General features: G+C 63.3%; 21 protein-coding genes. 11 read left to right on the forward strand and 10 right to left on the reverse strand.

Annotation, left to right across the window (positions count from 1 at the left end; translation table 11 throughout):
• Positions 1–57: 57 nt before the first annotated feature.
• Entirely contained in the window at positions 58–1,377 is a 1,320-nt protein-coding gene (locus ACVJNE_RS00990) for an alpha/beta hydrolase family protein (RefSeq protein WP_499562192.1), read from the forward strand.
• 20 nt (positions 1,378–1,397) lie between these two features.
• Here the strand turns inward: ACVJNE_RS00990 and ACVJNE_RS00995 are convergent, their stop codons facing one another.
• Positions 1,398–2,198, reverse strand: a complete 801-nt coding sequence (locus ACVJNE_RS00995; protein ID WP_499562194.1) for a potassium channel family protein — start codon at positions 2,196–2,198, stop codon at positions 1,398–1,400.
• 164 nt (positions 2,199–2,362) lie between these two features.
• On the opposite strand from ACVJNE_RS00995, the gene ACVJNE_RS01000 reads away from it, so the two are divergent.
• Complete coding sequence (locus ACVJNE_RS01000; RefSeq protein WP_499562196.1) at positions 2,363–3,895, forward strand: putative bifunctional diguanylate cyclase/phosphodiesterase; 1,533 nt, start codon at positions 2,363–2,365, stop codon at positions 3,893–3,895.
• 146 nt (positions 3,896–4,041) lie between these two features.
• The gene (locus ACVJNE_RS01005) at positions 4,042–6,087 is read left to right on the forward strand and encodes an elongation factor G (RefSeq protein WP_499562198.1); all 2,046 of its coding nucleotides are present in this window, start codon (positions 4,042–4,044) and stop codon (positions 6,085–6,087) included.
• Positions 6,088–6,655: 568 nt separating this feature from the next.
• On the opposite strand, the gene ACVJNE_RS01010 is transcribed toward ACVJNE_RS01005, so the two are convergent.
• Positions 6,656–7,552 (reverse strand): LysR family transcriptional regulator, encoded by an 897-nt coding sequence (locus ACVJNE_RS01010; protein ID WP_421926179.1) that lies wholly within the window; start codon positions 7,550–7,552, stop codon positions 6,656–6,658.
• Positions 7,553–7,584: 32 nt separating this feature from the next.
• A complete protein-coding gene (gene trxB, locus ACVJNE_RS01015) occupies positions 7,585–8,559 on the reverse strand; it encodes a thioredoxin-disulfide reductase (protein WP_499562200.1) in 975 nt (324 codons plus the stop codon).
• A 262-nt stretch (positions 8,560–8,821) separates the two neighbouring features.
• On the opposite strand from trxB, the gene ACVJNE_RS01020 reads away from it, so the two are divergent.
• Positions 8,822–9,298, forward strand: a complete 477-nt coding sequence (locus tag ACVJNE_RS01020; protein ID WP_173192609.1) for an Lrp/AsnC family transcriptional regulator — start codon at positions 8,822–8,824, stop codon at positions 9,296–9,298.
• 10 nt (positions 9,299–9,308) lie between these two features.
• Positions 9,309–10,160 carry an FkbM family methyltransferase gene (locus ACVJNE_RS01025; protein ID WP_499562202.1) on the forward strand — a complete coding sequence of 284 codons (852 nt, stop codon included), beginning with the start codon at positions 9,309–9,311 and terminating at the stop codon, positions 10,158–10,160.
• Here the strand turns inward: ACVJNE_RS01025 and ACVJNE_RS01030 are convergent.
• From ACVJNE_RS01030 to ACVJNE_RS01040, 3 genes are all read right to left on the reverse strand, one after another.
• Positions 10,145–11,200 (reverse strand): glycosyltransferase family 4 protein, encoded by a 1,056-nt coding sequence (locus ACVJNE_RS01030; protein ID WP_499562204.1) that lies wholly within the window; start codon positions 11,198–11,200, stop codon positions 10,145–10,147. The two genes, ACVJNE_RS01025 and ACVJNE_RS01030, sit on opposite strands and share 16 nt — an antisense overlap.
• 38 nt (positions 11,201–11,238) lie before the next feature.
• Positions 11,239–11,712: a transcription elongation factor GreA gene (gene greA / locus ACVJNE_RS01035; protein ID WP_173192615.1), complete on the reverse strand. Its 474-nt coding sequence runs from the start codon at positions 11,710–11,712 to the stop codon at positions 11,239–11,241.
• Positions 11,713–11,901: 189 nt separating this feature from the next.
• A complete protein-coding gene (locus tag ACVJNE_RS01040) occupies positions 11,902–12,252 on the reverse strand; it encodes a DMT family protein (protein ID WP_499562206.1) in 351 nt (116 codons plus the stop codon).
• 108 nt (positions 12,253–12,360) lie between these two features.
• Here ACVJNE_RS01040 and ACVJNE_RS01045 point away from each other — a divergent pair, with 108 nt between their 5' ends.
• The 4 genes from ACVJNE_RS01045 to ACVJNE_RS01060 all read left to right on the forward strand — a co-directional run bounded on the left by ACVJNE_RS01045 (position 12,361) and on the right by ACVJNE_RS01060 (position 15,885).
• The gene (locus ACVJNE_RS01045; protein ID WP_499562208.1) at positions 12,361–12,789 is read left to right on the forward strand and encodes a DUF3775 domain-containing protein; all 429 of its coding nucleotides are present in this window, start codon (positions 12,361–12,363) and stop codon (positions 12,787–12,789) included.
• A gap of 82 nt (positions 12,790–12,871) precedes the next feature.
• On the forward strand, positions 12,872–13,591 hold the full coding sequence (locus ACVJNE_RS01050) for an extensin-like domain-containing protein (protein ID WP_499562210.1): 720 nt from the start codon (positions 12,872–12,874) through the stop codon (positions 13,589–13,591).
• A 94-nt stretch (positions 13,592–13,685) separates the two neighbouring features.
• Positions 13,686–14,507, forward strand: a complete 822-nt coding sequence (locus ACVJNE_RS01055; protein ID WP_499562212.1) for an extensin-like domain-containing protein — start codon at positions 13,686–13,688, stop codon at positions 14,505–14,507.
• 67 nt (positions 14,508–14,574) lie between these two features.
• Positions 14,575–15,885: a hemolysin family protein gene (locus ACVJNE_RS01060; protein ID WP_499562214.1), complete on the forward strand. Its 1,311-nt coding sequence runs from the start codon at positions 14,575–14,577 to the stop codon at positions 15,883–15,885.
• A 50-nt stretch (positions 15,886–15,935) separates the two neighbouring features.
• Here the strand turns inward: ACVJNE_RS01060 and ACVJNE_RS01065 are convergent, their stop codons facing one another.
• On the reverse strand, positions 15,936–16,535 hold the full coding sequence (locus tag ACVJNE_RS01065; protein WP_173192625.1) for an NADPH-dependent FMN reductase: 600 nt from the start codon (positions 16,533–16,535) through the stop codon (positions 15,936–15,938).
• An 89-nt stretch (positions 16,536–16,624) separates the two neighbouring features.
• Between ACVJNE_RS01065 and ACVJNE_RS01070 the strand changes: the two genes are divergently transcribed.
• Entirely contained in the window at positions 16,625–16,990 is a 366-nt protein-coding gene (locus ACVJNE_RS01070; RefSeq protein WP_368804157.1) for a winged helix-turn-helix transcriptional regulator, read from the forward strand.
• Between the two features lie 15 nt (positions 16,991–17,005).
• Here the strand turns inward: ACVJNE_RS01070 and ACVJNE_RS01075 are convergent, their stop codons facing one another.
• Genes ACVJNE_RS01075 through ACVJNE_RS01085 form a run of 3 tightly spaced genes read right to left on the reverse strand, consistent with a single transcriptional unit; the run spans position 17,006 to position 18,454 of the window.
• Positions 17,006–17,395, reverse strand: a complete 390-nt coding sequence (locus ACVJNE_RS01075; protein ID WP_173192629.1) for a VOC family protein — start codon at positions 17,393–17,395, stop codon at positions 17,006–17,008.
• Between the two features lie 19 nt (positions 17,396–17,414).
• Positions 17,415–18,050, reverse strand: a complete 636-nt coding sequence (locus tag ACVJNE_RS01080; protein WP_499562217.1) for an RNA polymerase sigma factor — start codon at positions 18,048–18,050, stop codon at positions 17,415–17,417.
• A gap of 11 nt (positions 18,051–18,061) precedes the next feature.
• Positions 18,062–18,454 carry an acyl-CoA thioesterase gene (locus tag ACVJNE_RS01085; RefSeq protein ID WP_499562218.1) on the reverse strand — a complete coding sequence of 131 codons (393 nt, stop codon included), beginning with the start codon at positions 18,452–18,454 and terminating at the stop codon, positions 18,062–18,064.
• 164 nt (positions 18,455–18,618) lie between these two features.
• Between ACVJNE_RS01085 and ACVJNE_RS01090 the strand changes: the two genes are divergently transcribed.
• Entirely contained in the window at positions 18,619–19,707 is a 1,089-nt protein-coding gene (locus tag ACVJNE_RS01090) for a Zn-dependent alcohol dehydrogenase (protein WP_499562220.1), read from the forward strand.
• Positions 19,708–19,716 lie beyond the last annotated feature (9 nt).

Raw genomic sequence — 19,716 nt, forward strand, 5'->3', positions numbered from 1 at the left:
CGTCTGCGTGTGCAAACTGCCGACGACGTCCGGCGAAAACGCGAGGGAGGAAGATCCATGCTGAAACAGGTTACGATCGTGGCAACGGCAGCAGCAATGTGGAGCGGGATCGCCGCGGCACAGGAAAACCGGATCGACATGGTTCGCCCGGATGCGCCGGAGCTCGCCGCGCACGGCCAGCAAGCGATCGGCGTGCGAACGATCGAACTGGTCAACCCGGACCAGATCGACATCGTCAATGTCGAGGCCGGCAAGGATCATCCTCGCTACGACCGTCCACTGACCGTTGAAGTCTGGTATCCGGCCGATACGATGGAACAGGGCGGGACCTATGAAGGCGTCTATCTACGCGACGGCGAAACGCAGGTCACGCTGACCGGCAAGGCAGTACGCGATGCCGAGCCGCTGGCAGGCGACAACGCACCATACCCGCTCGTCATCATCTCGCACGGCTATCCCGGCAATCGCTTCCTTCTGAGCCATCTCGCCGAGAACCTGGCGACCAAGGGCTATGTCGTTGCTTCCATCGACCACACGGACTCGACTTACAACGACCAGAACAAGTTCGGCTCGACACTGGTCAATCGCCCGCTCGACCAGAAGTTCGTCCTCAACGAGATGGAGCGGCTTTCCGCCGAGGCGGACGGCTTCCTCTCCGGCATGGTGGAAACCGGCAACGTGGCGATCGTGGGCTATTCGATGGGCGGATACGGCGCGATGATCAGCGCCGGAGCCGGCGTAACCCAGGCAAGCACGGAATATGACTGGGGCGCACCCGACGGCACGCTGGGGATCCACCTTTCGGGGTCCGACACCTATGCCACGCTGCCGGACGAGAGGGTCAAGGCCGTGGTTGCTTTCGCGCCATGGGGCATGAATACGGGTTTCTGGGATGCGGAAGGGCTTAAGGGCGTGGCCAAGCCCGTCTTCATCGTTGCGGGCAGCGTCGACGACGTCTCGCTCTACGAAGGCGGCGTGAAGACGATCTACGATCTAAGCGTCAACGCGCCGGAGCGCTTCCTGCTCACTTTCGAGAACGCGAACCACAACGCGGCCGCGCCCATGCCGGCGCCGGCGCAATCGTGGAAGCATTCGGAGAAGCTGGGGTTCGCGCCCTTCGAACACTATGCCGACGCGGTTTGGGATACGGTGCGCATGAACAACATCGCCCAGCACTTCGTCACCGCGTTCCTCGGCAAATATCTCAAAAAAGACAACGAGATGGAGGCCTATCTCGATCTCATCCCCAATGCGGCGGACGGCGTTTTCGCACTGGAGGAGAACGGCAATCCCAAGCCGGAGCACACCTACTGGAAGGGCTTCGGGGATCGCTCCGCAAAGGGACTGACCCTGCAGCACGCGACAGCAGCGGAATAGTCCTGCTTCCCCGGCGTCGGTCAGTCGCTGTCGTCGGGGATCTTCAGCATGTGGCCGCAGGCCTTGCAGTAGACCGCATCCATTTCATGCCGTTGAAGCGCGCATTGGGGGCACGGGAAAAACACCTTCGCCGGCCGAAAGATCGCCTGCGCCAGCCGCACGAACAACGATATGCCGACGATCATTGTCACGATCGCCGTCAGCTTGCCCCACGTGCCGGGCAGCACGATATCGCCGAAGCCTGTGGTCGTGACGGTTGCGACGGTGAAGTATAAAGCGTCGACATAACCCACCACGCCCGACCCTTCGTTGAAGAAGAAGGTGTAGACGAAACCGGTGACAACGAAGAGGAACGTCAGCAGGTTCATGACCGCGTGCACGGTCTCGCGCCATTCGCCGTAACCGTTGCGCTCGAGCGGTCCCCAGAGCACACCGCTGCGCGACAGCGTCCACAAGCGTAGGATGCGCAGGAACCCCAGATTGGCGAGCGTCTGGGGAAAGAGCAGCGTCACCAGCACGAGCAGGTCGACCCAGATTGTCGGCTGCCTGAACCAGCGCCCGATATCGCTCGAAGCCAGTGCACGCGCGGCGATGTCTATGCCGAGGATCGCGGCCACGGTGTAGTCGATCCACAGGAACGACGGCCGGTCGCGCAGCATCGGCGACGCGATGAAGAACACAATGGCCGCAAGATCAACGACGGTAACGGCGAGCTGGAACCGCAGGGCGGCGCGCGTGCGCCCATGATAGAGCTTTCGAAGCTTCGCGCGCAGCGCCGCGAACCTGGTTTCTTCGGCGGCTGGTGTCTTGTCGATGGTCATACGGCCTCGATAGACGCTGCAGCCATCGGCGTCCACTGCCCCGGTCGAGAGCCGCCCTTGCAGCACGAATGCTGCGCTGCATCATTTTTTTCGTCGCGCGAAACGACTCCTTAAAGGCTGGGCGCTAGCGTCCTGCTGGAACGGGGCGTTTGGGGCGACGCACAGTGAATACCCTTGCAAGCATTCGCAAACACGGCAGGCGTGGCTACCTGTTGCTGCAATTTCTGCTTGCGGGCAGCGCGCTGGCGCTGACGGGCGCGCTACTCGTCTTGAATGGCAACAAGATGCTGTCATGGGCGCTCGGCTCGGGGCTCGCCGCCAACATGCTTGCCATCGTCATCCTTTTCCGCCTGCAACGTACGATCGTCGCCGAACTTGATCGTGCCAGCCTCGATGCCGAGGAACGGCAGCAACGTGCCCTCACCGATGCACTGACCGGCGCGATGATGCGGGGGCATTTCCTCGATGAGCTGAAGCGCAGCGTCGGCCGCCCACTGGAACCACGGCAGGCGACACTCGTCCTCGTCGACATCGATCATTTCAAGCAACTCAATGACAGCTTCGGCCACCCTTTCGGCGACGCCGTGCTTGTGCACGTGGTCAGGGCCATGAAGCGCATCTTTCCCGATGGCGCTGTCGGGCGTCTCGGCGGCGACGAGTTCGGCATCATCCTGCGCGACTGCGACATGCAGACAACGCTGGCGCGCGCCGATATTCTGCTCGGCACGCTGCGCAGTGGCATCCACCACGAAAACCACACCATCGCGCTCAGCGCCTCCATCGGCGCTGCACTGGCACCGCTACATGCAACACAGCCCAAGGAATTGATGTTGCTGGCCGATGTCGCCCTTTACGAGAGCAAGGCGGCCGGGCGCGGGCGCATGACCGTCTTCGACAAGGGCATGCTGTCGGACAAGCGGCACCGCCGGTTCGTGGAACGGGAGTTGCGCGCGGCCATCTACATGAACGAGCTCGAACTTCACTATCAGCCCGTCATCAATGCCGATGGCTCCGTCTTCGGGGTCGAGGGACTGGTGCGCTGGCGTCATGGCGTTCGCGGGCTCATTCCGCCGGACGAGTTCATTCCGATCGCCGAATCCTCAGTCCTGATCGACTCGCTCGGCGAATGGGTATTCCGCCGCGCATGCGCGGACATCGACGATTTTCCCGGCTACCACATCGGGATCAACGTGTCCGGCGAGCAGCTCAAGCGCGACGAGTTCGTCGCCATGCTGGCGCGCGTTCTGGATGAAACCGGCCGAAGCGCCGAGCGGTTCGTGCTCGAGATCACCGAGACGGTGGTGACGACCGCAACGCCGGACGTGCTGCGCCGGCTGGCGGCTGCCCGTTCGATGGGCTTCCGCGTCGCGCTTGATGATTTCGGCACGGGCTTCTGCGGTTTCAACTATCTCAAGACGCTGCCAGTCGACTCCATCAAGGTCGACAAGAGCTACATCCAGAGCCTTTCGGAAGACGAGGTCGCGCGCGTGCTGGTTTCAGCGCTGGCTCAGATCGCGCGTATCCGGGATCTGACGATCGTGGCCGAAGGGGTCGAGACCGAGCTCGATTTCACCCTCGCGAAGGCTGCCGGTTGCAACCGCTTCCAAGGGTACCACTTCGCCCGCCCGGCTCCCAAGGAGCAACTCGTCCGCCTCTTTGGGTGCGACGGAGCCCGCTCGACGTCGCTGGCGGGCTAGCACCCTAGGCAACCACTTGCCCTCGCCCAAATCCCGTGGGACGATGACCATATGGCCCCGCACGGCCGCAGAGCCGTCGTGGTCATGCGACGGCCGAAGGCCGGCCGCCGCTCATGAGGCAACGCGTGAGAGGAGGTCAGGTCATCATGGGTGCAAGAGCCGGAGAACGACGCAAGGGACCGAAATGCATAGCCATCGTCGGTCCCTTCGCGAGCGGCAAGACAACGCTTTTCGATGCGATTCTGGCGCGAACCGGCGCAATCCCGCGACAGAACGCGGTGTCGTCGGGCAACACCGTCGGCGACCACACGCCGGAAGCCCGTGCCCACCAGATGAGCGTCGAGGCGACCTTCGCCACCACCGAATTCCTGGGTGAGAGCATCACCTTCGTCGACTGCCCGGGTTCCGTCGAATTCGCTTTCGAGGCCCAGCCGGTGCTGGCTGCCTGCGATCTTGCGGTGGTGGTCGCCGAACCGGACGAGAAGAAGTTTCCGGCGCTGCAACTCATCATGCGTCAGCTCGACGCGATGGGCGTGCCGCGCATGCTGTTTCTCAACAAGATCGACAAGGCAACTGTCGGCGTGCGCGATACGTTGAAGCTCCTGCAGCCGGCAAGCTCGATCCCGCTTCTGCTGCGGCAGATCCCGCTCCGCAAGAACGGCATCGTCATAGGCTCGATCGACCTCGCACTGGAACGGGCCTACATCTACCGCGAATATGCCGAAAGCTCGATCGCGGACATCCCCGACGACGACAAGGCACGCGAGATCGAGGCGCGCTTCTCCATGCTGGAGACGCTGGCCGACCACGACGACCTCCTCATGGAACAGCTTCTTGAGGAGATCGAGCCGCCGCGCGACAGTATCTTCGACGACCTCGCTGCCGACCTGCGCGAAGGTGCCGTGACCCCGGTGCTGATCGGCGCAGCCGAAAAGGGCAACGGCGTTCTGCGCCTGCTGAAGGCGATCCGCCACGATTCCCCGGACTCAGAAGCAACGCGCGCGCGCCTTGGCGTGCCGTCCGGCCAATCCGCGCTTCAGATCATGAAGACGATCCACACGCCGCATGGCGGTAAGCTGTCGCTCGCGCGGGTGCTGTCCGGGACCATCTCCGATGCGACGGAGGTGTTCTCTTCCTCCGGCACCACGGGCAAGGTTTCCGGCATCTATCGAATGCTTGGCAAGGATCAATCAAAGGTGCCGGCAGCGGAAGAAGGCGAGACCGTGGCCCTCGGCAAGCTTGACGACATTGCAACGGGCGAGACGATCAGCACGGCGAAAGGCGTTGCGGCGCTGGTGGAACTCGATGTGCCCTCGCCAGTCTTCACCACCGCGCTCAGGCCGAAGGAGCGCAAGGACGACGTCAAGCTGTCGACCGGCCTGCAGAAACTGCTGCAGGAAGACCCCTCGCTGTCGATGGAGCAGAACCAGGATACCGGTGAGACGATCATCTCCGGCCATGGCGAGATGCATTTGAGGGTCACCGTCGAGCGGCTGGAGGGCAAGTACCAGATCCCGGTAGAATCCCACACGCCGCAGGTCCCCTATCGGGAGACGATCCGCAAATCTGTCACTCAACGCGGCCGGCACAAGAAACAGTCGGGCGGCCACGGCCAGTTCGGCGACGTGGTCCTCGACATCAAGCCGCTGCCACGCGGCGCGGGCTTCGAGTTTACCGATACGATCACCGGCGGCGTCGTACCGAAGCAGTACATACCGTCGGTCGAGCATGGCATAAGGGACTATCTCAAGACCGGACCGCTAGGCTTTCCGGTCGTCGACGTGGCCGTCAACCTCGCCGACGGCTCCTACCATTCGGTCGACTCCTCCGACATGGCTTTCCAGCAAGCCGCGCGCCTCGGCATGAAGGACGGCATGGCCGCCTGCTCACCGGTTCTGCTCGAACCGGTGCTGAAAGTGGAAATCTACACGCCATCGGAAGCGACCGCGAAGGTCACCGCGATCGTCCCGCAAAGGCGGGGCCAGATTCTCGGCTTCGACGGTCGTCCGGGCTGGCCCGGATGGGACGTGGTCGAGGCGATGATGCCACAGGCCGAGATTGGAAACCTGATCGTCGAGCTGCGATCCGCGACCGCGGGCGTCGCCACGTATGTGGCGACTTTCGATCACATGGCGGAGCTGACCGGGAGGCTTGCCGACGAAGTGATGAACGCGAACGGCAAGGCCGCGTAGAACCACCCGCAAACAAGAAACGGCGTCTGGATGATAGCCAGGCGCCGTTTCCTTGCAGACCGCCATCGTGTCGTCCGATTTCGGCAGGCCCGCCGCATATTACCGGAACAAGCCGGGACGGTTGTGAGTGGGACACGGCGTTTGCCTGAACGCCTCTTCGTTGCGACAGATGCCCCCATCTCCCGCTACGCCTCAGCGCCACCGCGTCCTGACTTCAATTCCTAACCGATCTGCACGCGCTCGCGCAGGTTACGGAGGGTTACAAGTCACCGTTACGTGCCCGCTTTCCCGGCATTCGCGGCTGCGGACGAGCAACAATCAGGCATGCAGACAAGAAAAAAGCCGGATCTGGGAAGATCCGGCTGAGTTATTGGAAGTGCCGTTAGGCAAAACCTCCAGAGGGGAACACTCGCGGGCGCTAATGGGAGGAGGAACGCGCCCGGGAGATGATTAGGATATGGGCGTTATCTGCCCAAAATGCAAGCAAGGTATTTTGCATTGCACCTATGCAGGTCGCGCATGGCTTGTTTGCCGGGCAACCTGCCACCCTGCCGGGCAGCGACTGGCGTCAATATGACCAGCTCCGCGCCTTGGCGATCAGGAAGTCGCGGAAGACGTGCAGCTTGACCTGGTTCTTCATCGCGTCCGGGTAGCAGAAATAGGTGTCGAACGACGGCACCTCGGTCTCAGGCATGATCTGGACCAGCCCAGAGTCCTTCTCGACCATGTAGTCGGGCAGCATCGCGATGCCAGCACCGCGCTGCACGGCCGCCTTTATCGACATGATGTTGTTGATCTGCAGCGAGGCCACGCGCTTCGACCCCTCCGGGCGCCCCGCCGTCTCCAGCCAGTTCATGTCGGCGAGATGCGACGGCACAGGCTCCCCAAAGCTGACGATGCGGTGCTGGTCCATCTCGTCTATGGAACGCGGCTTGCCATGCTTGTTGACGTAGGAGGGCGCCGCGTAGAGATGGAAATGCACGGTAAACAGGCGACGCTGGATCAGATCCGGCTGCTGCGGCTGTCGAAGGCGGATGGCGCAATCGGCCTGGCGCAGCGTCAGGTCCAGTTCCTCATTGGCGAGGATGAGCTGGAGCTGGATTTCCGGATACAAATCGAGGAATTCCTGCACGCGCTCGGTCAGCCAACCGGAGCCGAGGCCGACCGTCGTCGTGACGCGCAGCGGCCCGGACGGCCGGTCCTTGGCCTCCGTCAGGCGCATCTTCACGCTTTCGAGCTTCATCAACACTTCGTGTGCCGCCTGGTAGAGCATTTCGCCCTGCTCGGTCAGCACCAGGCCGCGCGCATGCCGATGGAACAATGCCACCCCGACATCCTGCTCAAGCGCGCTCACCTGCCGCGAGATCGCCGATTGCGACAGGCGCAGGCTCTCGGCGGCATGGGTGAACGACCCAGCCTCCGCGGCTGCGTGGAAAACGCGCAGCTTGTCCCAGTCCAGAGCCATTTTCCGGTCCCCTCAACCAGATTGCGGGACGGCTATTCCGCCGCTTCCCGGTGCGCTTCCATTTCAGCGATGTAACGCTCGGCTTCGAGCGCGGCCATGCAGCCCAGACCGGCCGCCGTGACCGCCTGGCGATAGATGTCGTCGGTGACATCGCCAGCCGCAAAAACGCCCGGCACATCGGTCACGGTCGAATCCGGCGCCGTCCAAAGATAGCCGTTCGGCTTCTGCTTGAGCTTGCCTGCGAACAGCTCCACGGCCGGAGCATGGCCGATCGCGACGAACAGCCCATCCGTCGACATTTCAGTCACTTCGCCTGTCTTGGTGTTCTTGAGCTTCAAGCCGGTGACAGAAGGCGGCAGCGGCGCCTTGCGCACATCGCCGACGATCTCGTCGACCTGATGATCCCAGAGAACCTTGATGTTGTCCTTCTTGAAAAGGCGATCCTGCAGGATGCGCTCGGCCCGGAATTCGTCACGGCGGTGAACCACCGTCACGCTCTTGGCGAGGTTTGCAAGGTAAAGCGCTTCCTCGACCGCGGTGTTGCCGCCGCCGACTACCACAACGTCCTTGCCACGGTAGAAGAAACCGTCGCAGGTGGCGCAAGCCGAAACGCCAAAGCCCATGAAAGTCTGCTCGCTGGGCAGCCCAAGCCATTTGGCCTGCGCACCCGTGGCGACGATCAGCGCATCGCATGTGTACTCCGCGCCGGAGTCCGTCGAGATGCGGAACGGCCGCACGTCGAGATCGACGCTGGTCACGAGGTCGGTGACGATCTCGGCGCCGACATGCTCGGCCTGTTTCAGCATCTGCTCCATCAGCCAAGGCCCCTGAATAGGGTCGGCGAAGCCGGGATAGTTCTCGACGTCGGTGGTGATGGTGAGCTGCCCGCCCTGCTGCATGCCGGAGATCAGCACCGGCTCCAGCATTGCGCGCGCGGCGTAGATCGCCGCCGTATAGCCGGCCGGACCCGAACCGATGATGAGGACAGGCGCGTGTTTCGCTGTCATGACGTTGCCTTCTGCCGCTGCTGCTGCGCGCCGGAGCGCGTCGCAAAATCGCTGTGGAATTGTTGCCGCTAATCTAGGTGTTGTGGCCCGGCCGTTGCAAGGCGACGAATTGTTCCGCCCGGCAAAGGCTGGGGAAAGTCGTTCTCCCGTCGCACCTACCGGCGCAAAGCGGCCAAAAAGCTTTGGATGCTTGGACATTATCCGCTAGTTTCGCGACCGAAACGCGACAGATTCTCTCTCCTCGCCCACCCGGAACCACCAGATGCCCATTAAGGCCGACCTCGACGCCATCGACTGGAAGATCCTCAAGGAGCTTCAGGATGACGGCCGGATGACCAATGTCGAATTGTCGCGCCGCGTCGGCATATCCGCCCCGCCCTGCCTGCGGCGGGTCAAGCGCCTCGAGGATGCGGGGATCATCCGTGGATACCGGGCATTGCTCAACGCGCGTGAACTGGGGCTCGATGTCGTCGCCTTCTGCCTGATAGGGCTTCACCACCAGTCGGAAGCGGAATTGAAGGCTTTTGCCGCCCGCACGCTCAACTGGCCGATCGTGCGGCGCGCGTGGATGGTTTCGGGCGAGTCGGATTTCATGCTGCATTGCGTGGCGAGCGACCTCACCGCGTTCCAGACCTTCGTCATTGAGGAACTGACCTCAGCCCCCAACGTCGACACCGTGCGTACGGCTCTGACTATCCGCCAGGTGAAGGACGAAGGGCTCGTGGGCATCGGCGAATAGGGTTTCGACAATGACCGCGACAACCAGACCGCTTTCCAGCGAAGAGCATGAAGGCGTCGATCAAGACGAGCACCTGCCATTCGGGCACTTTGCGCCCGATGGCCGGCAGAAGGCGCTGATAGCGATTGCCCGCGCCAGCTTTCTACACCGTGGCCTCTTCCGCGGTGCGGTCACCCGTGCCGTTATGGGGAGCGCAGGTGGACCTCTGGACGTTCAGTTCCGAGATTGCGCGTATCGCCTTCGCGGCCTGGACAACTCGATTCAATCGGGGCTTCTGCTTAATCCGAATTACAATGCGGCCGATCTGGATTTCCTGATCGAAGGCGTTCGTTCCGGCGGCACCTTTCTGGATATCGGGGCCAATATCGGCCTCTACACGCTTCCCCTTGCGAAGCGGGCAGGCCCAGCCGGAAAGGTGGTGGCGATCGACGCGAACCGGCTGATGGCACGGCGGCTCGCCTGGAACGCCAGGGCGTCCGGCATCGACAACATCGCGATTTTCCCATGCGCCGTGAGCGACCATGAAGGCATGGGGTCTCTCAGTCTGCGCAAGAACAACATTGCCAGCGCCGCGCTCGCCGACGACAGCGACGGCGGCATCGTGATCCGCACCTTGCCTTCCATACTCGCGGAAGCTGGAATAAGTCGGATTGACGGCCTCAAGATCGACGTCGAAGGGCACGAGGACCGTGTCCTGGCCCCGTTTCTCGAGACTTGTGACGACGAACTTCTTCCCGCGCGGATCGTCATCGAACGTCCGAACGGAAGTGACGACTACCCGGCCTGCAGGGCGGCTTTCAAGAACCGCGGCTACCGACCGGTGGGGCGCTCGCGCTACAATTCATTCTACATGCTCGGCTGAGGCGTTCCGCCAAGCCGCCTGTAAATCTCGATCAACCGCTCCGCCTCGCCTTCGAGACGGAACCGCGCAGCGACATGCCGGCGGCCGTTTTCCCCGTGAAGTGCCGCCCGCTCCGGATCGCGCAGATAATCTTCTACCGCTGCCGTCATTGCCGCGAGGTCGTCCGGAGCGATCACCGAACCGGTCTCGCCTTCCTCGACAAGCTCGGAAAACGCGCCGACATCCGCGGCCACGACCGGCACCCCGCTTGCCATCGCCTCGAGCGGCGTCAGCCCGAATCCCTCCCAGCGCTGCGGCGCGACGAACAACGACAGCGCTCGATACCAGCGTTCGATGTCGCGATGCTCGCCGACGAACAGAATGCGGTCCGACAGGCCGGCGGCGGCAACGCGTGCACGTAACTCGTCCTCGAAGGCCTTGTGCTGCGCCGTCGCACGTCCGGCGACCACGGCTGCCCATTCGGGATGTTTCGGCAGCAGCGCAACCATCGCATCGACGAACAGGTCTGTGCCTTTCTGCCGCCGCACGCGCCCGAAGCAGCCAATATAGTGAAACGCGGGGTCGAGCCCGAGCGCGCGAACGGCCTCGGCCTTGTCCTCGGTCGGGTGGAACCGGCCGGTATCGATGCCGTGCATGATGACGCTATGCGGCACTTCGAGATAGGCAGCCGTCTTGCGGCTGGTGGCGACAACCTCGTCCATCCGGCGAATGAGGAAACGCGTCCAGCCGGTATGCGCGCGCTGTGAGGCGGACGTGAAGACAAGCTTCAGCGGCGCGCGGAACACGTCCCTGAGGAGCACGCCGCCGAGCATCTCGACATTGCGGCGCGCATGCCAGACCCGGAAGCGCCCACCCACCGGGCGCTTGAGCAGCGCCGGCACCTGCCACCATCGCATCTTCGGCAAATGGTCGGGCAGACCCGGGCCGAGCGTGGCAATGCCGAAGGATACGGCCTGTAGCGGCACGAGCTGGATGATGGTGCTCGTGACGCCTGAAAGTCGGCGCTTGAAGTTCGGCGCTATCGCAAGGACGCGAGACATGGCGACGCGCGCCGGCGTCCCGGCCTGCTCCGCCTGGCTCACGCCCAGCGCAGCTCGACGATCTCGTAACCGCGCGCGCCGCCCGGCGCATTGACCTCGACCTCGTCGCCGACGCCCTTGCCGATCAGCGCCCGCGCGATCGGCGAGGAAATGGAGATGCGGCCGGCCTTCACGTCGGCTTCCTGGTCGCCGACGATCTGGTAGGTCTTTTCTTCCTCAGTGTCCTCGTCAACCAGCACGACGGTCGCGCCGAATTTGACCTTGTCGCCGGACAGCTTCGACACGTCGATCACGTCGGCGCGCGCGATCAGGTCCTCGAGTTCGTTGACGCGGCCTTCGTTGAGGCTCTGCGACTCCTTGGCGGCGTGATATTCCGCGTTCTCCGAAAGGTCACCATGAGAACGCGCTTCCGATATCGCCTCGATGATCCGCGGACGCTCTTCCTGCTGGCGCCAGCGCAGCTCCTCCTTCAGCGTCTCGAACCCACCGACCGTCATCGGGACCTTGTTCATGTCAGTCGACCCTTTCCTTTGTCTTTTTCCCGTCCGCGCATCCATGGCGCGAGACACAAAAAGAAAACGGTCCGGCAGCCGCGGCCAACGAACCGTTTATTGCTTGTTCGACCAAATATAACGGTTCTGCCGCGTTTTTCACGAAGAATTTTGACTGGTCCAGACCAGCGTCACTTCGCCGCCCGCCCCTCACCCCTTGAATATCAGGGCTGCGCCGCCCGCGATCAGGGCGAAGCCGGCTAGGTGATTCCAGGTGATCGCCTCCTTGAGGTAAAGCACCGAAAACACCGCGAAGACCACCAAAGTGATGACTTCCTGCATGGTCTTGAGCTCGGCCGCCGAATAGACCGAATGACCGATCCGGTTCGCAGGCACCGCAAGCCAGTACTCCACGAACGCGATCATCCAGCTCGCGAAAACCGCGACGTAAAGCGGCGCGGTCTTGAATTTGAGATGGCCGTACCACGCCAGCGTCATGAAGACGTTGGACGCGACAAGCAGCAGCACCGGCAACACCTTGGGCGACAGCAGGAACGACATGCGGGACCGTTTTGCGCGAGAGGAAAGCGAAGATCAGCCATTGCACAACTCCGACATGAAAATCACCAGAAATCCGCTATGATGAACCGTTCTTCAAGGAGCGAGACGTTGCAGAAACGGATCCAGAAGGAATGGGAGCTGACCATCGGCCCCGATACGGTGCGGCTCTTCGTGCTGAAGGCGAAGGCCATCAGTGCCGCGCTCAACCACGACTACGAGGCAGGCGGCGAACATGAGGTCGAGCTGGACGACAGCTCGCACGATTCGCACCACCATGACGGGTTGGCCGAGGAGGAGGCGGAAGACCTGACCGAGCGCGAGTTGCGCGCCCTCATGAACGACTTGAATGTCGACGAGGCCGCCGAACTGATCGCGATCGCCTGGATCGGCCGCGGCGATTTCGACGCCTCCGAATGGGAGGCCGCCGTCGCGGAAGCCCGCCAGCGCGGTGCCGGACGGCGCGCGACGAAATATCTGCTTGGCATGCCGATGCTGGGCGATTGGCTCGAAGAGGGCCTGGAAGCGATCGGAGCCTGATGCCTGCAACGAACCGTTACGGTAAGTGAAGCCGACAACGGTTGCCGTGGCCTCCCCTGCCGCCCACTTCAAAAAGATGAACTTGGCGCGGAAGTCCCGACCGATCCTGTTTCTGCTGGCGAGCCTGACATTGCTCGCGCCGTCGTATTCGGCCGAAGTTGGCGAATTGCCGGCGACGATGGAAGCGCCTCAGCCGAAACAGGAACCAGCCGAACCGAAGCAGTCGGGTCCCGCCGTCAAGCCGCCTGCCAGGATGCCATCTGCCGAAGTGCAATGCCGCGAACGGCTGACGGAGCTGGACGTCACATTCGAGGAACATGAGCCTCTCAAGGACGAGATGGGCTGCTCGGCTTCATATCCCGTGACCGTCTCGCGCCTTTCGGAAACGGTCGAGTTGCGCCCGCCGGCCGTGCTGACCTGTGCGATGGCGGAAGCATCTGCCAGGTTCGTGCACGACCATGCCGGCCCGCTGACGCGAGGCGCATTCGGATCGGATCTCGCCGCCATCGAACAGGTATCGGCCTATGTGTGCCGGCCACGCAACGGCTCCAAAAAGCTATCCGAACACGCTTTCGCCAACGCGCTCGACTGGGGTGCGCTGGTGCTTGAAGATGGAACGCGCATCGAGGTCCAGGCGCATGGATCGGCGGCCCCGCGCCGTTCCAGGCTGGTCAAGGCCATCCAGAAGGCAGCATGCGGTCCTTTCAAGACCGTGCTCGGCCCCGGCAGTGACGCGGACCACGCCAACCACTTCCATTTCGACCTCGCCCGAAGGCGGAACGGTGGAACGTGGTGCGAATAGCTGCCCCATTGCCGCCACAGCGGTGAATCCGCCCGCACAGGTTTCCTTTACCCTTCCCGCCTAGACTACAAGCGTACGGGACAGGGAAGACGGGATGCCCGAAGTATTGCGTAACGGGGCAGCGACACTCTTTGGATCGATCCGCAAACGCGCGCGCACGCTTGTTAGGGCGGCGGCGATCGGTGCGGGTGCGCTCGCTTTCACCTCATGCTCGGTCAGCAGCGTGCTGACGCCGACATTCGATGTCGGCGCGCAGACCTCCTCCATCTCGCGGCCGCGCGGACTTGCAAGGCTCGCGCCACTGAGCGCGATGACGGCTGCCTACCCTCGCCTGTCGACGCCTCGCGCCTCGCCCGGCGCGGCAATGCCCGCGAGCGAAGTTGAGTGCCGCCGCCAGTTGCGCAGGATGGGCGCCACGTATCAGGATCTGGCGCCGATCAACCAGGGAGGGTCCTGCCGCATCGACCACCCGGTGCAGGTGAGCCGCCTGTCCGGCAATATCCAGATGAAGCCGGCCGCAACGCTGAGCTGCGACATGGCGCTGGCCTTTGCGAGCTGGACCAAGAAAGAACTCGCGCCCGCTGCGCGCTGGCGCTATCTGAGCGGTGTGAAGACCATCCATCAGGGTTCGAGCTATTCCTGCCGCAACATCGCCGGTTCGGGTGGCGTCGCCTCGGAACACTCCAAGGGCAACGCGCTCGACGTTATGCGCATCGAACTTAAGAACGGCAGCGACATCGACGTGCGCAAGCCGGGCTGGTTCAGTTTCCGCCAGCGCAGCCTGCTCAACAATGTCCGCACAGGCGGCTGCGACTATTTCAGCACCGTTCTCGGACCGGGCTACAACGCAGCTCACGCTGACCATTTCCACTTCGACATCAAGAACCGCCGCAACGGTTACGTCGCCTGCAAGTAGGCCTGTCGGGCGCAGGCACAGCAAGTTTCCGGTCGCGCGAAGGCATTGTCGGTGCTAAGCGGAAATCATGCTTACAGTCGAAATCGCCATCGTCGTTGTTCTCATCTGCGTCAACGGCCTGCTGGCCATGTCGGAACTGGCGGTCGTCTCGGCGCGGCCGGCGCGTCTCGCCGCGATGGCCGAGCGCGGCAACACGGGAGCCGCAAAGGCCGCGAAACTTGCCGCCGATCCGGGCAGGTTCCTTTCCACGGTTCAGATCGGCATCACGCTGGTGGGCGTGCTGTCGGGCGCCTTCTCGGGCGCGACGCTTGGCCTGAGGATGTCTTCCTGGCTTACCGAACTCGGGCTGTCCCCAAGCCTGGCCGGCACGCTCGGCGTGGGCACGGTCGTTGCCCTCATCACCTATGGATCGCTGATCATCGGCGAACTCGTGCCCAAGCAGATTGCCCTGCGCAACCCGGAGGGCGTGGCCTCGCGTGTCGCGCCTGCCATGCACATCCTGTCGGTGCTCGGCGCTCCGCTGGTCTGGCTGCTGGACATCTCGGGCAAGACGGTGCTGAGCCTGCTCGGCCAGTCGGACGAAGGCGCCTCCAAGGTGACCGACGAGGAGATCGTAAGCCTCATCGCGGAAGCTGAGAGCCACGGCGTCGTGGAAAGCGACGAACGCAAGATGATCGCAGGCGTGATGCGGCTCGCCGACCGCAGCGTCCGCGCGATCATGACGCCGCGAACGGAGATCGACTGGCTGGACGCCAAGGACAGCAAGGCCAACCTGCGCACCAAGCTGCTGGAAGCGCGGCATGCGCTGCTGCCGGTGGCCGATGGCAGTGTCGACCAGATGATCGGTGTGGTGCGCACGAGGGAGGCGCTGGCCGCACTTGTCGGAAAGCGAACGTTCGACCTGCGTACGCTCATCCATCCTGCGCCGATCGTTCACGACAACGCCGACGCGCTCGATGTGCTGACGACTTTGAAAGAAGCCGATATGCCAATGGCGCTCGTTCATGACGAGTATGGCGATTTTGAAGGCGTGGTCACACCCGCCGACATCCTCGAGACGATCACCGGGGTCTTCAAGTCGGATCTTGATGATGAGGAAGAAGCTGTCGCCGTGCAGCGCGACGACGGCTCATGGCTGCTTGCCGGCTATATGCCAATTGACGAGATGGCCGACCTGCTGGGCGTTACGCTGCCAGCAAAGCGTGACTACCAGACGCTTGCCGGCTTCGTGCTGTCGCACATGCATCACCTGCCGGCAACCGGCGAGTCCGTGCACGCGCTCGGCTGGCGTTTCGAGGTCGTGGACCTCGACGGCCGTCGCATCGACAAGGTGCTGGCGACGCGCGCGATCAAAACCCATCGCGGACGTATGCCATGAGGTCTTGGAACGGCGCGAACCGGGTTCGCGCCGTTCCGGAGAGATAATCGTCAGGCAGCCTTGGCGGCGGCCTTGTCGGCATCGCGGGCGGTCTTGAGCGCCCTCGTCCACCAACCGAACTGCTTCAGCATGCCGTCGGCCGCGTCGTTCAGGTGTGCGAAATCGGAGAGTTTCTTGTCGCCCGAGGCGATCTGCGCATAGTCGGCCCAGACGATGTGGACGCCGTTGCGGATCGGGTTCATCTGAAGCTCGACCGCATGAAGCCGAAGCTGCTCGATCGCGCGGGCACCGCCGACGCCGCCATAGCCCACAAAGGCCACCGGCTTGTTGTTCCACTCATTATAGGCGTAGTCGAGCGCGTTCTTCAGAACGGCTGTCGGGCCGCGGTTGTATTCGGCAGCGGTGACGATGTAACCGTCGAGGCTGGCGATCTTGTCCTGCCACGCCTTGGCGCCATCTGCGTTCGAGGGGGCGTATGCGGGCGACGCCTGCTCGTCGAAGAACGGAAGCGGATAGTCGCGCAGGTCGACGATCTCGACCTCGAACTCGCCGGTGGCCTTTGCGCGCTCGGCGATCCATTCGGCCGGCTTGTCGCCGAAGCGGCCCGGACGCGTTGAACCGATGATTACCCCAATCCTTGGCTTTGCCATTTTTGTGTCCTTTCACGGAAAGCATGGTATCCTTTGGATACTGGGGCTATATAGGAGACTGGTTTTGCAGCGCACAAGGAGGCACTTTGTTGACACTCAGTCACCGTGACCATACCGCCTGTCAGGCTGTCAGTGACGTGCTGTCCCGTGTCGGCGACAAGTGGACGGTGCTCGTGGTGGAACTGCTCAGCGACGGCCCCATGCGCTTCAACGAGCTACGCCGGCTGATCGGCAACATCTCGCAGAAGATGCTGACGTCGACCCTGCGCGGCCTCGAACGCGACGGGCTGGTGACGCGAACCGTCTATCCGACGATCCCGCCGCGCGTCGATTACGAGCTGACCGATCTTGGCCGCGACCTGCGCGTGCCGGTCAAGGGGCTGGCGCTGTGGGCGCGCGCGAATATCGGTAAGATCAATAACGCGCGCACCCGTTTCGATGCGGATCAGGTCTAGGATCGAAACGTTGCGCTATTTACGCGAACGCGGTGCGTCCTCGGTCTGGTAGACCGATATCTGGTGACCGTCGGGGTCCGCGAACTCGCTCGACCAGCCGCCCGGCGCGTGGCTTACGGGCGTGACGATCGTCGCGCCCTTCTGCGCGAGCCCCTCGACGACATCGTCAATGCCGCCCTCAGCCAGATCGAAGACGACAATCGGGGAGTTGCCCGGCCGGGACTCCATTCTGAAGAAGAGCAGGTCGATATTGTTGGCGATGCTGGCGATCAGCCACGCATTGCCGTCGCCATCGTCATCCATGCGCTGCACGTCGAGACCCACCACATCGCGGTAGAACGCCTCCGTGCGGTCGATATCACTGACGTAATAGCAGATATTGCCGATGCGGGATTTGGAAAGCATGGATTTGCTCCTTGATCTGTCATGCGCCCGTCAGTTGCCGCCGGTGGTGGTTTTGTGAGGTCTCCGGGCGAGAAATTCTGAAGGCGATCGGATGACCGTCTGGATCGTGGCTGGCGAAATCGACATAGCCGGCGCGCACGACGGGCAACAGGCCGCGGCGTATGGAGCCGAACGCAAGCGCACCGTGCAGCGCCGGCAGGCCGGGCGGCACTTCCCGGCCGAACCGGGCCAACGCGCGCCGGAGTGCTGCAATACGCTGGCGCAGCGCCTCGTCGGAGATGCGCAGGAGAGAGCGTATCTCGGCCTTGTTGTGTCCCGATAGCGCGAGCACCGCGACGATCCGCAGAGATGGCGCCAGCCAGTCGAATTCAGCGGGTATCGGGCCTAGCGGCGGCTCGTCCGCCACCGGCGCTGCCAAAACTGCCTGACTTTCGCGATTGCTCCTGCGCACTGCGCTGCGCGCGCTCATCCGCGCAAGATTGCGCATCACACCGCCAAGCCATGCGCGGTTTTCGATAGAAGGCGCGCGCCCGGACGATAGCGCCACCGCCAGCGTATCCTGCAGAAGATCGTCCGCCTCGACACCCCTGCACGCATGCCGCCGCGCCAACGCCAGCAGGTCGAGATAGGCGGCGCGCGTGAGCGGGGCAGACATTGTCGATGTCGCTACTTTTCGTCGGGAATCGGCGTCGGCTTACCCTGGCTGTCGAGCGCCACCATCACGAAATCGGCGTGGGTCACACGCTCCATAAGATCGCTGAGGTAGCGTTGCGCCCAGGCCTCGACGCGCAGCGTCAAGGAGGTGCGGCCGACCCTGGTGATGTCGATATAGATGCAGAGCGTATCGCCCACCTTCATCGGCTTGGCGAACGACATCTCCTTGACCGCAGCCGTCACGACGCGGCCTTTGGCGCGTTCAGCCGCCCGGATGCCACAGGCAAGATCCATCTGCGCCATCACCCAGCCGCCGAAGATGTCGCCCGCAGCATTGGCGTCGGCAGGCATGGCCAGCGTCCGCAAGGTCAGTTCGCCCACAGGATTGACGTCGTTGCGGTTCATTGCGGCTCCTCTCCTGCAGGCACTGTTCTTTCTCGCCTAGCGTCACCTCGCGCCGCGGTCAATGCGCGGCGATGGCGCAATTGCGGCGCGCGGCGTCGCCTTTTTCTCGCGCCCGCAAGGGGAGCTGTCCTAGGCTGCGGCCCGCAGCGAACCCGGAGTAGACCGTGACACGTATCAAGGCCGCTATTTGCCATCGTTTCGGAGAGCCGCTTTCGATCGAGGAGATCGACATCTCCGATCCCGGCCCCGGCGAGGTGATGGTCGACGTGAAGGCCTGCGCCATCTGCCATTCCGACATCTTCTACGCCGAAGGCGCATGGGGCGGCGGCCTGCCCGCCGTCTACGGACACGAGGCCGCCGGCATCGTTTCGGCGGTCGGCGAAGGGGTCGACGGCGTCGCTCTCGGCGACCGTGTCGTGGTCACGCTGATACGCTCATGCGGCGGCTGCCATTATTGCGGCCAGGGCAGCCTGGTGATGTGCGAGGAGGTGTTTCCGCTCGACGCCAAAAGCCCGCTGACCGGCGCGGATGGCACTTCCTATGTGCAATCCATGCGCACCGGAGCCTTTGCCGAGAAGGTGGTCGTGCATGAAAGCCAGCTTGCCAAGCTGCCCGACGACATGGCGTTCGAGCCGGCTTCGCTGCTCGCTTGTGGTGTCATCACCGGCTTTGGCGCGGTGGTCAACACCGCGAAAGTACGGCCGGGACAGGTGGTCGCCGTGGTCGGCTGCGGCGGCGTCGGCCTCAACAGTGTTCAGGGTGCGGCGCTGGCCGGCGCATCCATGGTGATCGCGCTCGATCTTTCCGAAGACAAGCTGACGGCGGCACGCGCTTTCGGAGCGACGCACGCATTTAACCCCGTCACCACCGATGCGGCCGCCGAGATCATGGCGCTGACAGGCGGCAGGGGCGTCGACTATGTTTTCGTGACGGTGGGCGCGAAAGCCGCCTTCGACGGCGCTTTCTCCTATCTGACCAGGAACGGCGCCGTGGTGATCGTCGGCATGCCGCCATCGGGCGTGATGGCCGCCTACGACCCCGGCACCATGGCCGCATGGAACCAGCGGATACTCGGCTCCAAGATGGGCGAGACCGACGTCTCGCGCGACATCCCAATGCTGGTCGAGCACTACCGCGCCGGCAGGCTGAAACTCGACGAATTGGTCAGCGCTCGCTACCCTCTGGACGAAATCAACGACGCGATCGCGGTGGTCAACGCCGGCAAGGCGTTGCGAAACGTGATCGTATTTTAGCTGGAGTCC

It is taken from the genome of Mesorhizobium sp. DxT (assembly GCF_058448885.1).

What these genes read in the sequence shown, in the direction of transcription:
- ACVJNE_RS00990 (WP_499562192.1), top strand. Translation starts at nt 58, where the DNA reads ATGCTGAAACAGGTTACGATCGTGGCAACGGCAGCAGCAATGTGGAGC.
- ACVJNE_RS00995 (WP_499562194.1), bottom strand. Translation starts at nt 2,198, where the DNA reads ATGACCATCGACAAGACACCAGCCGCCGAAGAAACCAGGTTCGCGGCG.
- ACVJNE_RS01005 (WP_499562198.1), top strand. Translation starts at nt 4,042, where the DNA reads ATGGGTGCAAGAGCCGGAGAACGACGCAAGGGACCGAAATGCATAGCC.
- ACVJNE_RS01010 (WP_421926179.1), bottom strand. Translation starts at nt 7,552, where the DNA reads ATGGCTCTGGACTGGGACAAGCTGCGCGTTTTCCACGCAGCCGCGGAG.
- trxB (WP_499562200.1), bottom strand. Translation starts at nt 8,559, where the DNA reads ATGACAGCGAAACACGCGCCTGTCCTCATCATCGGTTCGGGTCCGGCC.
- ACVJNE_RS01020 (WP_173192609.1), top strand. Translation starts at nt 8,822, where the DNA reads ATGCCCATTAAGGCCGACCTCGACGCCATCGACTGGAAGATCCTCAAG.
- ACVJNE_RS01025 (WP_499562202.1), top strand. Translation starts at nt 9,309, where the DNA reads ATGACCGCGACAACCAGACCGCTTTCCAGCGAAGAGCATGAAGGCGTC.
- ACVJNE_RS01030 (WP_499562204.1), bottom strand. Translation starts at nt 11,200, where the DNA reads ATGTCTCGCGTCCTTGCGATAGCGCCGAACTTCAAGCGCCGACTTTCA.
- greA (WP_173192615.1), bottom strand. Translation starts at nt 11,712, where the DNA reads ATGAACAAGGTCCCGATGACGGTCGGTGGGTTCGAGACGCTGAAGGAG.
- ACVJNE_RS01040 (WP_499562206.1), bottom strand. Translation starts at nt 12,252, where the DNA reads ATGTCGTTCCTGCTGTCGCCCAAGGTGTTGCCGGTGCTGCTGCTTGTC.
- ACVJNE_RS01055 (WP_499562212.1), top strand. Translation starts at nt 13,686, where the DNA reads ATGCCCGAAGTATTGCGTAACGGGGCAGCGACACTCTTTGGATCGATC.
- ACVJNE_RS01060 (WP_499562214.1), top strand. Translation starts at nt 14,575, where the DNA reads ATGCTTACAGTCGAAATCGCCATCGTCGTTGTTCTCATCTGCGTCAAC.
- ACVJNE_RS01065 (WP_173192625.1), bottom strand. Translation starts at nt 16,535, where the DNA reads ATGGCAAAGCCAAGGATTGGGGTAATCATCGGTTCAACGCGTCCGGGC.
- ACVJNE_RS01075 (WP_173192629.1), bottom strand. Translation starts at nt 17,395, where the DNA reads ATGCTTTCCAAATCCCGCATCGGCAATATCTGCTATTACGTCAGTGAT.
- ACVJNE_RS01080 (WP_499562217.1), bottom strand. Translation starts at nt 18,050, where the DNA reads ATGTCTGCCCCGCTCACGCGCGCCGCCTATCTCGACCTGCTGGCGTTG.
- ACVJNE_RS01085 (WP_499562218.1), bottom strand. Translation starts at nt 18,454, where the DNA reads ATGAACCGCAACGACGTCAATCCTGTGGGCGAACTGACCTTGCGGACG.